Annotated in this window: 11 protein-coding genes and 1 riboswitch; of the genes, 5 read left to right on the forward strand and 6 right to left on the reverse strand. The window is 34.8% G+C overall.

Features of this window, described 5'->3' with window-relative positions:
- Nucleotides 1–49 precede the first annotated feature (49 nt).
- Entirely contained in the window at nt 50–1,216 is a 1,167-nt protein-coding gene (locus I4N53_RS10420; protein ID WP_214496181.1) for a pyridoxal phosphate-dependent aminotransferase, read from the reverse strand.
- 177 nt (nt 1,217–1,393) lie between these two features.
- Between I4N53_RS10420 and I4N53_RS10425 the strand changes: the two genes are divergently transcribed.
- Entirely contained in the window at nt 1,394–2,233 is an 840-nt protein-coding gene (locus I4N53_RS10425) for an Rpn family recombination-promoting nuclease/putative transposase (RefSeq protein ID WP_214496216.1), read from the forward strand.
- Nucleotides 2,234–2,332: 99 nt separating this feature from the next.
- Here the strand turns inward: I4N53_RS10425 and I4N53_RS10430 are convergent, their stop codons facing one another.
- The 3 genes from I4N53_RS10430 to I4N53_RS10440 all read right to left on the reverse strand — a co-directional run bounded on the left by I4N53_RS10430 (nt 2,333) and on the right by I4N53_RS10440 (nt 5,680).
- Entirely contained in the window at nt 2,333–2,776 is a 444-nt protein-coding gene (locus tag I4N53_RS10430; RefSeq protein WP_214496182.1) for an OsmC family protein, read from the reverse strand.
- An 88-nt stretch (nt 2,777–2,864) separates the two neighbouring features.
- Nucleotides 2,865–4,520, reverse strand: a complete 1,656-nt coding sequence (gene lpdA / locus I4N53_RS10435) for a dihydrolipoyl dehydrogenase (protein WP_214496183.1) — start codon at nt 4,518–4,520, stop codon at nt 2,865–2,867.
- A gap of 179 nt (nt 4,521–4,699) precedes the next feature.
- Nucleotides 4,700–5,680 (reverse strand): lipoate--protein ligase, encoded by a 981-nt coding sequence (locus tag I4N53_RS10440; protein ID WP_074665520.1) that lies wholly within the window; start codon nt 5,678–5,680, stop codon nt 4,700–4,702.
- A gap of 101 nt (nt 5,681–5,781) precedes the next feature.
- Nucleotides 5,782–5,887: riboswitch (glycine riboswitch) on the forward strand.
- A 147-nt stretch (nt 5,888–6,034) separates the two neighbouring features.
- On the opposite strand from I4N53_RS10440, the gene gcvT reads away from it, so the two are divergent.
- The 4 genes from gcvT to gcvPB are packed head-to-tail and all read left to right on the forward strand — an operon-like array spanning nt 6,035 to nt 10,337.
- Nucleotides 6,035–7,141 carry a glycine cleavage system aminomethyltransferase GcvT gene (gcvT, locus tag I4N53_RS10445; protein WP_214496184.1) on the forward strand — a complete coding sequence of 369 codons (1,107 nt, stop codon included), beginning with the start codon at nt 6,035–6,037 and terminating at the stop codon, nt 7,139–7,141.
- A 15-nt stretch (nt 7,142–7,156) separates the two neighbouring features.
- A complete protein-coding gene (gene gcvH / locus I4N53_RS10450) occupies nt 7,157–7,537 on the forward strand; it encodes a glycine cleavage system protein GcvH (RefSeq protein ID WP_012994409.1) in 381 nt (126 codons plus the stop codon).
- 4 nt (nt 7,538–7,541) lie between these two features.
- Complete coding sequence (gene gcvPA, locus I4N53_RS10455; protein WP_214496185.1) at nt 7,542–8,882, forward strand: aminomethyl-transferring glycine dehydrogenase subunit GcvPA; 1,341 nt, start codon at nt 7,542–7,544, stop codon at nt 8,880–8,882.
- Nucleotides 8,883–10,337, forward strand: coding sequence for an aminomethyl-transferring glycine dehydrogenase subunit GcvPB (gene gcvPB, locus I4N53_RS10460; RefSeq protein WP_214496186.1), 1,455 nt, complete (start codon nt 8,883–8,885; stop codon nt 10,335–10,337). It abuts the gene before it with no gap.
- 51 nt (nt 10,338–10,388) lie between these two features.
- Here gcvPB and I4N53_RS10465 read toward each other — a convergent pair whose 3' ends face one another.
- Nucleotides 10,389–11,579: a sugar ABC transporter permease gene (locus I4N53_RS10465; protein ID WP_214496187.1), complete on the reverse strand. Its 1,191-nt coding sequence runs from the start codon at nt 11,577–11,579 to the stop codon at nt 10,389–10,391.
- Nucleotides 11,580–11,593: 14 nt separating this feature from the next.
- A complete protein-coding gene (locus I4N53_RS10470) occupies nt 11,594–13,117 on the reverse strand; it encodes a sugar ABC transporter ATP-binding protein (protein WP_214496188.1) in 1,524 nt (507 codons plus the stop codon).
- Between the last annotated feature and the right edge of the window lie 3 nt (nt 13,118–13,120).

Raw genomic sequence — 13,120 nt, forward strand, 5'->3', positions numbered from 1 at the left:
AATAATAAAAATGCAGAAGGTATGCTATTCACCTTCCGCATTTTATTTTTTAAAACTTGGACATAAACTCTTTCATTCTTTTTACTGCTTCCTCTAGGTTTTCCATAGAGGTTGCATAAGCCATTCGAACATATCCTTCCCCATTTTCTCCAAAGGCGTTTCCTGGCACAACTGCAACTTTTGCCTCAAAAAGGAGTCTCTTAGCGAATTCTTCTGAGGTAAGACCTGTCTTTTTTATTGATGGGAATATATAAAAAGCACCTTTTGGTTCAAAACAATCAAGCCCCATTTCTCTCACACTTTGAAGTAAATACTTTCTTCTTCTGTCGTATTCTTCCCTCATCTTTAAAATATCTTCATCCCCATTTTTTATAGCCTCAATTCCAGCATACTGGCACATTGTAGCCGCCGCTGTTACACTATATTGGTGAACTTTTGTCATGTGTTTTACAAAATATTCCGGTGCAGCTATATATCCCAGACGCCATCCTGTCATCGCATATGACTTCGAGAAACCATTTATAGTAACTGTTCTTTCCCACATGTCTTTTAAAGAAGCAAAGCTTACGTGTTCAAAACCACTATATATTAGCTCAGAATAAATTTCATCAGTAACCACAATAAGGTCATGTTTTTTAACTACTTCAGCTATCTTTTCCATCGCCTCTTTTGGCATTACTGCCCCAGTTGGATTGTTAGGATATGGTAAAATTAATACTTTTGATTTGTCTGTAATGTATTTTTCTAAAACATCTGCCCTTAGTACAAAGTCATCTTCTTCATATGTTGGCACAAAAACAGATTTGGCGCCTGCGAGTATTGTACAAGGATGGTATGCCACAAATGAAGGCTCTGGAATTAATACTTCGTCTCCTTCCTCTACCAAAGTATTTAAAGCGACGTATATTGCTTCTGTAGCACCAATTGTGACTAAAATTTCAGTTTCCGAATTGTAAGAAAGGTTATACCTTCTTTTGAGATAATTTGAAATTTCCTGCCTTAGTTCAATAAGCCCTGGATTTACAGTATATCCTGTTTTACCTTCATCGAGGGCTTTTTTCGCTGCTTCCCTTATGTGCTGAGGCGTTACAAAATCTGGCTCTCCGATAGCAAGGGATATTGCTCCCGGTACCTCTCTAGCCATGTTAAAGAAATATCTTATGGTAGATATTTCTATGGACTTTGCTCTTTTTGCCACTCTGTCTTCAAAGTTCATCTCTAATCCTCCTAAAATAATAGTTTTATTAATTATAGTTCTACAGAAATCTTAAAAATCCTCTATTTATTCACTTGTAAGATTTTAAATAAAAATTCAAAATATGCGTATCTTTTAATTTTTTATGGTATAATGTTTATAAGACAGTGAGGATGAGAAATGAAAGGAAGAAATCAAATGTCACAAAAATATGACATTGCTATGAAAAATATCTTTTCTGACATGGCAGATGATATAATGAGTTATTTTTTGGGACTTACGTCCGTCAAAATAGATGAACTTAATATAGAGTTCGCAAAAATTGAAAAAAGAGAAAGTGATATGATATTCAAATGCACCACAGACACAGGAGATATTGCTGTACACATAGAATTTCAATCAAGCAATGACAATAAAATGCCATATAGAATGTTAAGATACGCAATTGAAGTAATAGAAAAGTATAATCTAATGCCTTATCAGGTGGTAATCTATCTGGGTAGACATGAGCTCAAGATGGTTGATAGCATTAATTTTAATTTTAGCAAAGAAAATTTGCTAAATTACAGATATAAAATAATTGATATCGGGAATATAAAATTTTCGGAGATAACACAAACTAATTATTATGATTTGTATTCGCTGCTTCCGTTGATAGATAAAAAAAGACGTGAAGAAGAAGGAGAAAAATATCTGGAAAAATGCGTGAAAGCAATAAAAAACATACAAGTAGATATAGATAAAAAGAGGAACATAGCTTTTAAAGCAGAAATATTGGCTGGCATAGTATATAAGAAGGAAGTTATTGAGAGAGTATTTAGGGAGGTGGAAAAGATGTTTAGACTAGAGGAGTCAGAAACATATAAAATGATAATTGAAAAAGGTATAGAAAAGGGTATAGAAAAAGGTATAGAAAAAGGCAAAAAAGAAGGAAAAATAGCTGTAGCAAAAAAATTATTAGAGAAAGGCATGGATATTGACGAAATAGCGGAAATTACAGAGTTATCGAAAGAGGAAATAAAAAAATTGTTGAATTAAAAATGCTTTAGAAATCACTGAACTCTCAAAAGAAAAAATAGCAAAATTAATTAAATGTCAAAAACACTCCACCGCAAAAAGGTGGAGTGTTTTTGATTATTATTCAACAATCACATCTGACAAAACTAATTTTACTGGATTTGCTAGTGAATCTCCTACTGGGCAAGTCTTTTCTATAAACTTTGCAAATTCCTCTACTTTTTCTTTTGGAGCATCTGTTTTTATGTGCATTTTAAATCTTATCTCTTGGAATCCTGGTCTTACACCAGCTTTTCCCATAAATCCGTCTGTATCAAGGTCTCCTTCTAATTCTACCCAAAAATCTTGTAAATCTATACCCTTTGCCTTTGCAAAAACTGATGCCACAATTGTCTGGCAAGAACCTAAAGCGCAAAGCAAAGCCTCTACAGGATTCATTCCTTTGTTTGTACCGCCTAGCTCTTTAGGCTCATCTAAGATTATTTTAAAGCCTCTTACCTCGCTTTCAACTGCTAACCCCTCTGGTAACTTTCTTGAAACCGCTTTGAAGGTTTCAATTGCCATTTCAAACTCCTCCTTTTATTTTTTAAATTTTATTTATTTCGGAAGCTCTATAAGAGCTCTGAAAGCATATAGATAAATGGCGTTAAAATTACACTTTGTGTATAGACTCCCCAAAAATGTCCTTAACAGCTTCCATAATCGTTTCGCTCCTGGTAGGATGGGCATAAACCACTTTCTTCAAAGCTTCCGCATCCACACCTTCTTGGCAGGCTGTTGAAAGTATGTGAATAAGTTCAGAAGCTCCACTACCTACCACCCAGGCGCCAACTACTTCTCCCTTTTCATTTGAAATCACTTTTGCAAAACCTTCTGTCTCTCCATATGTCTTAGCCCTTCCGTTGTGCTCAAAATTAAATCTTCCTACTTTTACATCTTGAAATTTGTTTCTCGCCTCTTCTTCAGTATAGCCAAAATACCCAATCTCTGGCTCTGTAAATACTGCTGCAGGTATCTTCATATAATCTAATGTACTTGATTCACCAAAAATATTATCTACTGCTACTTCTCCTTGTGCTGATGCAACATGTGCCAACATCATTTTGCCTGTGACATCACCTATAGCATAAACCCCTTCTACATTTGTTCTCATGTGCTTATCAACTTTAATAGCTCTTCCTTCAAATTCTAATAGTTCCGTAATTGGGCCAATATCTGTATTTAACTTCCTCCCTATAGACACAAACACTTTATCTGCGTATATGCGCTTTATATTTTCACCATTTTTAACTGTTACTATACTTCCTCCGTTTTCTTCTTCATCTATTCTCTCAACTGTTGAAGAAGTATATATCCTGATTCCTCTTTTTTGAGCTATTGCCCTAATAAAAGAACTTACTTCTTTATCAAGGGTGGGAAGAATGTCAGGCATCATTTCAACAACAGAAACTTTTATTCCAAATTGATTCATTATAAAAGCAAATTCCATGCCTATTACCCCGCCACCTATAATGCATAAACTTTGTGGCAAAGAGGTCATTTCAAGAATAGTATCACTATTCATGACATTTTTGGAGTTAATGCCTTCGATAGGAAGTTCAGCAGGTGATGACCCAGTTGCAATGATAATATTTTTCGCTTTAATTTTGTTTTCTCCAAATAGTACATTCTTTTCTTTGTCAACTTTTGCTTCAGCGTAAAACAAGTCCACTCCATTGGCTTTAAGTAAAGCATTTATGCCTTCAACAAGCTCTCCTACAATACCATCTTTTCTCTTTACAACTTGAGTATAATCAAAAGAGTTTACTTTTACATCAAATCCAAATTCTCCAGCTCGTTTTAAAATGTCATACACTTCGGCAATTCTTGCATAAGCTTTTGTTGGTATACATCCTCTATTTAGACAGGTACCACCTAATTTATCCTTTTCAAATAAAGCTACTTTTGCACCTTTTTTAGCAGCTTTAATAGCAGCAACATATCCTCCAGGACCTGCCCCTATGACAGCTAAATCATATTCTTTGTATTCATATTTAATTTCCTTTTGGGTGACAGAAGGCTTTACTTCTTCAGACTGTGTAACTATTGCAATAACATCTCCCGGCTCCACTGTACTCCCAGGATGGCAAACAATTTTTGAAATAATGCCTTCATAGTCACTGTATACTTCAAAATTTACTTTATTTACTGCTATATCACACAAACAAGCCCCTTTTTCTACGTATTGTCCTTCTTCCACGTACCATTTTGTAATTCGTCCACTTTTCATCGTATCTGAGAAAGCAGGTACTTTTATTTCTATGTCCATCTATATATACCTCCAATTCTTTCTATTTCGTCAATCAAACAAATTGTATCTTCTGTATAAGCCTCCCATTGGGGAGGGGGTAATTTCGATAAAATAAAACGATAATTATTTAACAATTTCTTCTATATATATCTTATCACTTTTTAGTTAAAAATTCAACAATCTAAAGGTATTTTTTATCAAAACATCACTTCTATTAAATTGTCAACAGTTATGTTGGCCAAATAATCGTTTATATCAATATTTGAAAGTACTTTTTTTATTTCCTCTTCTGAATGCTTTACTCCTTTCAAAAGGTTTTCTACCTCTGAAACATCGTATTTTCCAAAAAAGTCCCCGCAAATTTTTACATTTTTTATTATTCCCTTTTCTACATTTAAATTTACCTCAACGGTACCACCAGCAAATTTTTTCTCATTTTTAAATTTGTAATCTGGCGATGTTCCAAAATTCCATTCCCACGTGCTATACTTTTCCCTAACCAATTTCTCTATTTTTTTTATGTCTTCTTGCGTAAATTCATACATTTCACTTCCACCGGTTTGTTCTCTAATGTGATTCATAATGAGGTCTATAAACTGTTCTATTGTAATAGGCTCTTTTAGATGCTCACTTATGTTTGTAACTCTTTTAGACACAGATTTCACACCTTTGTCTTCAAATTTTACAGGTCGCACTTTCAGTGCCGCTGACAAATCCGTAATGCTAGAAGAAAACAAAAGTGTTCCATGGTGTAATATTCTATTTTTGTAATAATACTGCGCATTTCCCGAAATTTTTTTACCGTCAATTGTTATGTCATTTCTCCCAGAAAACTCAGCATTGATAGAAAGTTTTCTAAGCACGTCTATGATTGGCTGTGTAAATCTTTTAAAATCGCTGAAACTACTGACATCCTCATTGACTATAAAAGTAAAATTCAAATTGCCGAGGTCGTGAAAAACCGCTCCCCCTCCTGATAATCTTCTGACAACTGGAATTTTATGTTGTCTTACATAATCCAAATTTATTTCTGCCAGCGTGTTCTGGTTTTTGCCTATTATAATACTGGGTTCATTCCTCCACAGCATGAAGCATTCTTCTTGGAATTCTTTTAAAATATATTCTTCGGCAGCTAAATTAAAATAGGGATTTGTGTTTTTATTGTAAATATATAACATACCCACCTCTCCTCGTTTTAGGTTAACGATTATTGACTATTTGATGGAATATAATATAATAAAAATATAGCATATTTTAAAAAAATTGAATACTGTTCTAGATGATGATAGCGAGAGATATCTTTAAAAAAAGATAGCCGAAGGGGAAATATAAAGGCCCGCCAAGCCTTTATAGAAGCTCTCAGGCAAAAGTATCGCTATCGGATAGGCCTCTGGAAAGCTCGCAAGAGCACCGAAGGAGCAATACTTTAAGTAGAAGCTCTCAGGTTAAAAACAGAGGAGTTATGATGGCACCTAGTCTTTTTGTGCTCATCATAACTCCTCTTTTAAATTTTGTGAAAGGGTGTGGTATGTTTGGATAGTCTCAAAAAAACACCTCTTTTTGACCTTTACAAAAAATATAATGGAAAAATCATCGACTTTGCAGGATGGGCTCTCCCTGTTCAATTTGAAAGCATAATCTCTGAACATGAAGCTGTAAGAAACGCTGCAGGACTATTTGATGTTTCTCATATGGGAGAAATAATTGTAAAAGGAAGAGAAGCTTTTGCCTTTTTGCAAAATCTCATAACAAATGATTTGTCAAAGCTAAAAGAAAACCAAGTCCTTTATACTTTCATGTGCAATTACAATGGCGGCGTTGTAGATGATTTATTAATCTACAAATATTCTGATGAACACTTCTTACTTGTTGTAAATGCGGCTAATATAGAAAAAGATTATAAATGGATGAAGGACAACAAAGGAGTATATGCAGTAGAAATAAATAACATTTCAGATGAAATTTCAGAGCTTGCAATACAAGGTCCAAAAGCAGAAGAAGTACTTCAAAAACTTACAGACACTGACCTTTCTCAAATTAAATTTTTCTACTTCAAAGACAATGTCAAAATAGCAGGTATAAACTCCTTAATTTCAAGAACTGGGTACACAGGTGAAGACGGATTTGAAATTTACATCCCCAATAAATACGCAATAGAATTGTGGGAAAAAATAATTGAAGTTGGAAAAGAATATGGACTTAAACCAGCAGGTTTGGGAGCAAGAGATACATTAAGGTTTGAAGCAGGTCTCCCTCTATACGGAAATGAACTTTCAGAAGAAATAACTCCTTTGGAGGCGGGTTTTGAATTCTTCGTCAAATTTGACAAGGGCAATTTTATCGGAAAAGATGCTCTACTTAAGCAAAAAGAGGAAGGGGTTAAACGGAAAATCGTGGGATTTGAAATGATAGACAATGGAATTCCAAGACATGGTTATGAAGTGCGGGCTGACAATCAGAAAATAGGCTATGTAACAACAGGGTATTTCTCTCCTACACTAAAGAAAAATATAGGCCTTGCATTGATTGATTCAAAATATGCCCAATTAGGAAATCAAATTGAAATTGTGATAAGAAATAAGCCACTTAAGGCTTCAATAATAAGCAAAAACTTTTACAAAAAAAATTATAAAAAGTAAGGAGGAGGTATAATTATGGAAGTTTTAGAAGGCTTGTATTACTCAAAAGACCATGAGTGGGTTAAAGTAGAAGGTGATAAAGCATACATAGGAATAACTGACTATGCTCAGCATTCTTTAGGAAACATAGTGTACATCGAACTTCCAGAAGTAGGCGCAGAACTTAATGCTGGGGATGTACTTGGAGTTGTAGAATCTGTAAAAGCTGCTTCCGATGTTTACACACCTGTAGATGGAAAAGTACTTGAAGTAAACAATGCTATTGTTGATGACCCATCTTTAGTAAACAATGACCCCTATGGTAGTTGGATGATATTAGTAGAACTTAAAGATAGATCACAGCTTGAAAATCTAATGACAGCTGAAGAGTATAAAAAATTCTTGGATGAGGAGTGAGAATATGTTTCCCTACCTTCCCATCTCCTCTAATGACGAAAAAGAAATGCTTAAGAGCATAGGAAAAAGCTCTGTAGAAGAACTATTCGAAAACATTCCTAAAGAAGTACGTTTAAATAGATCCCTAAATTTGGCTAAACCAATGTCAGAAATAGAGCTTAAAAGACATATTAAAATATATGCTGAACAAAATAGAAATCTTGAAGAATTGATAAGTTTTTTAGGTGCAGGAGTATACGATCATTATATCCCTTCCATTGTAAAACACATAATCTCCCGTTCTGAATTTTACACAGCATATACTCCTTATCAGCCAGAAATAAGCCAGGGAACTTTACAGGCTATATTTGAGTATCAAACGATGATTTGCAACCTCACGGAAATGGAAGTCACAAATGCCTCAATGTATGATGGTGCAACTGCCTGTGCAGAAGCTGCAATTATGGCATGTGAAAACACAAAAAGAAAAACCATATTAGTTTCAAAAACTGTAAATCCTGAAACTCGAAAAGTTTTAAAAACTTACATGCACTTTAGAGATATACAAGTAATTGAAATAGAGGACACAGAAGGCGTAACTGACATAGAAAATTTAAAAAATAAAATTGGGAGTAATGCCGCGGCAGTAATTGTACAGTATCCTAATTTCTTTGGAATTATTGAAGATTTACAGCAAATTGAGAAAATAACCCATGAAAATAAGGCGATGTTGATAACCTATGTACATCCAATACCCCTCGGCATACTCAAATCGCCAGGAGAAATTGGTGCAGACATAGCTGTAGGAGACGGTCAGTCTCTTGGAAATGGGTTAAACTTTGGTGGTCCTTATCTCGGCTTTTTAGCTACTACACAAAAGCTTGTACGAAAAATGCCAGGAAGAATAGTAGGCCAAACAAAAGATGTAGACGGTAAAAGAGCCTTTGTCCTTACCCTTCAAGCAAGAGAACAACACATAAGAAGAGAAAAAGCTACATCAAATATTTGTTCCAACCATTCCTTAAATGCCTTGACTGCTGCAGTATATCTTGCAACCATGGGTAAAAAAGGCATAAAAGAAGTAGCTTATCAATGTACACAAAAAGCTCATTACGCTTTTTCAGTACTTACTGCATCAGGAAAGTATAAACCGGCTTTTACTAAACCATTTTTCATGGAATTTGCAATAAAGAGTGAGATAGATATAGACATAATTAATCAAAAGCTTTTAGAAAACGGGATACTAGGCGGATACAACCTCCACAGAGATTACGATAAATACAAAAATACAATGTTACTGGCTTTTACAGAAAAGAGAACAAAAGAAGAAATTGATAGATTAAAAGCTCTGCTGGAGGTGATATAAATGAAGGAGTACAATAAATTGATATTTGAATTGTCAAAGGAAGGAAGAAAAGCCTATACTCTTCCTAAATTAGATGTGGAGGAAAAGACATTAGAAGAAATACTCCCGGAACAGATGATAAGAAAAGAAGAAATAGAGCTTCCTGAAGTAAGTGAAGTAGATATAATAAGGCATTACACTTTGTTGTCAAATAAAAATTATGGCGTTGACACAGGCTTTTATCCTTTAGGGTCCTGCACAATGAAATATAACCCTAAAATAAACGAAGACATGGCCTCCCTCACAGGTTTTACAGCTTTACATCCCTATCAACCAGTAGAAACTGTACAAGGCGCTTTGAAACTCATGTATGAATTAGAAAATATGCTCTCTGAAATAACGGGAATGGATAAATTCACATTACAGCCTGCTGCAGGTGCACATGGCGAATTGACAGGCCTTATGATAATTAAAGCATACCACGAGCACAGAAATGACAAAAAGCGTAAAAAAATAATCGTTCCAGATTCTGCCCATGGTACAAACCCTGCCAGTGCAACAGTTGCGGGTTTTGACGTCATTGAAATTAAGTCCACTAAAGAAGGCGCAATAGACCTTGAGGCGTTAAAAACCGTTTTAAATGAGGAAGTAGCAGGACTTATGCTCACAAATCCAAGTACTTTAGGACTTTTTGAAGAAAATATAGTAGAAATCGCAAGACTAGTACACGAAGCAGGAGGGCTTTTGTATTACGACGGTGCAAATATGAATGCTATAATGGGAATCACACGCCCTGGTGACATGGGATTTGACGTGGTACATTTAAATCTTCATAAGACATTTTCTACACCTCACGGTGGTGGAGGACCAGGTTCTGGACCTGTAGGTGTCAAAAAAGAGCTTGCTGACTTTTTGCCAGTGCCCGTAATAGAGTTTAAGGACGGTATGTACACCCTAAACTATGACAGACCACTTTCAATTGGAAAAGTAAGAAGCTTTTATGGTAATTTCAATGTACTTGTAAAAGCTTATTCGTATATTCTGACTATGGGAGCTGAAGGACTTAAGAGAGCCAGCGAAATGGCCGTTTTAAATGCTAATTATCTTAAAGAAAAACTTAAAAATCACTATAAAGTGGCTGTTGACAAAGTATGCATGCATGAATTTGTTTTAGCAGGTCTTTTAGAAAAAGTCAATGATATCAGAACATTAGATGTCGCTAAGAGGCTCATAGATTACGGTTTTCATCCACCTACAATATATTTCCCACTAATTGTTGAAGAAGCCATAATGATTGAACCTACAGAAACTGAAAACAAAGAAACACTGGATGCTTTTATTGAAGCAATGATCAAAATAGCAGAGGAAGCAAAAGAAAATCCGCAATTATTAAAAGAAGCTCCTCATAACACGCCTGTAAGAAGAGTTGATGAGGTACTAGCAGCAAGAAATCCTGTTTTAAAGTGGAGCAAATAGAGGTGAACCATTGAAAAATGGGGATAAAAAAGACGGACCTACCCGTCTTTTTTATCTTTCCTTGCTACGAGTTGCTACATCAAATATGACAGCGGCAGCCAAAACTATTCCAAGAATTATATATTGAAGCGAAATATCCACTCCTAGAAGATTCATTCCATTAGTCAAAGTTGACATAACAAATGCTCCAATCAATGAGTTGATTACTTTTCCAACTCCGCCTGCTGCAGATACTCCTCCTATATAAGCTCCAGCAATAGCATAAAGTTCAAAAAGAGTACCAGCAGTAGTTGTAGCTGATTGCAAGCGGGATGCAAATAATATTCCTGACAAGCCTGACAAAAAACCCATAGAGGCAAACACAATAAGAGTAATTTTCTTAACATTAATACCACTTAAAGCAGCCGCTTCAGGATTACCACCTACTGCATAAATATGTCTTCCCAAAACGGTTCTATTAGTAATAAAACTATAAATGACTGTGGTAATTATCATAATTACAAGGGTCCATGAAATCCCTCGATGAGCTGCTAAAATAAAAGTTATATATAACAATAAAGCATCAATAAAAAGCAATTCGATAAGGAAAATGTCTAGTGGAAGTACATCAAATCCTCTTTTAATTTGTTGGTCTCTATTCTTAAGAGAAAAATAAACAATTAGCACTGCTGCTACAATACCCACTAACAATGTAAGCTTATGATAATTAGGTAAAATATTACTTATAAAAGGTAAGTCTGGAATAAAACCATTGCCTATAGCATTAAAAGTTTTATTGGTAATTATAATAGTTCCAGATCCTTTTGTAGCCAACAAAAGAGCGCCACGATAAGCTAACCAACCTGCTAAAGTAGCAACAAAAGCTGGGATTCTTAAGTAGGTTACTAGCGAACCGTTTAGTAATCCAGCTAATGTTCCTAATCCTAGCACTATTATAATGGCTGATAAAGCAGAAAAGTGATAAAATTGCATCAATATAGCTGCAATTGCTCCTAAAAATCCAGACAAAAATCCTACAGAAAGGTCAATATGTCGTATAACAATAATTAAAGTTTCTCCAATTGCAAGAACAGCTATATATCCCGTCTGGTCCACAAGATTACTAATATTTACAGGTGACAAAAAATCGCCGCCAGAGAGGGCCGCAAAAACAGCCATTATTGCAAAAAGTGCTATAAACATAGCATAATCTCTTACATGATCTTTCAAAAATTCTTTTAAATGGCGAATAAATTCCTTCAATCTTAAACCCTCCTTTAGCTCACGGCATAAGCCATTACGATTTCTTGATTTGCTTCTTCTGATTTCAATTCCCCTGTAATTTTACCTTTGCTCATTATATATATTCTATCACTCATTCCCAATATTTCCGGTAATTCAGAGGATATAAGGAGAATGGCTTTGCCTTCGCTTGCTAACTCTCTTATTAATGTGTATATTTCATATTTTGCGCCAACATCTATACCTCTTGTAGGTTCATCCAAAATAATGACATCTGGTTCAGCAAAAAGGCCTTTAGCTACCAAAACTTTTTGCTGAGTCCCTCCGCTCAAAGTAGAAACATTAACTTCAACATTACGAGCTTTTATATTAAGTCTTTTCTGAAAACCTTGGGCTATTTCTATCTCTTTGGCTTCATCAACTGTAATTCCTTTCTTCAAAGCTTTTAAATTCGCCAAACTTATATTTTCCTTTATGCTGTTTATCAAAATCAGCCCTTTTTCTTTTCGATCCTCCGTTAAATAAAGCACTCCCTGCTTAATTGCATCTTCCGGAGTCTTAAACTTTACTTTTCTACCCTTTAATATTATATCTCCAGAAATAATGTAGCCATATGGATTCCCAAAGAGGCTAAGTCCAAATTCTGTACGTCCAGCACCAACTAATCCAAATAACCCTACTATTTCTCCTTTTTTTAATACAATGTTTGCATCTTTTACTAAATAGCGGCCTGTATTGGGTTCAACTACATTCCAATTTTTAGTTTCCATTATAGGTTCATCTAGAGGTTCGGCTATAGGCATTGGATAAAGATTTGTAATCTCTCTTCCAACCATATGTTTTATTATCTTTTTTTCATCTACTTCTTCAGTTTTGCAATTAAAATAGGCTACTGTTTGCCCATCTCGTAAAACAGTTATAGAATCCGCCACTTTCAAAACTTCTTTTAATCTATGACTTATAAGAATAATTGTAACTCCTTGTTCTTTAAGTCCTTTTAAAAGAATAAGGAGATTTTCACTTTCAGTTTCGCTTAAAGCAGAAGTTGGCTCATCCAGAATTAACACTTTGGGATTTTTTGAAAGTGCTTTTGCTATTTCAACAAGCTGCTGCATACTTACACTAAGGTCCTTAGCCTTTACAGTAGGATTAATATTTTCACCTTTGACTTTTAATAAAAGTTGTCGTGCTCTTTCTATTTCCTCAAAAGTATCTACTATACTTCCCTTTTTAATTTCATTTCCCAAAAAGATATTCTCATATACTGTCATCTCTGGAACTAAAGAAAGTTCTTGATGGATAATGGAAATTCCGGCTTTTTCACTGTCTTTTATGCTAAAAAATCTTACAGGGTATCCCTCAAGTCTTATCTCTCCTTCGTATTCACCATAAGGGTATACCCCGCTTAAGATTTTCATTAAAGTACTTTTGCCGGCTCCATTTTCTCCAACTAAACAATGTATCTCCCCTGGTTGAACTTTAAAATTTACACCAAATAATACTTGTACACCTGAAAAACTTTTACTTACGTTTACAAGCTCTATAAGCGGGGTACCCATTCT

Origin of the sequence: Thermoanaerobacter sp. CM-CNRG TB177, from assembly GCF_018588165.1 — a bacterium.
GTDB classification, from domain to species: domain Bacteria; phylum Bacillota; class Thermoanaerobacteria; order Thermoanaerobacterales; family Thermoanaerobacteraceae; genus Thermoanaerobacter; species Thermoanaerobacter thermocopriae.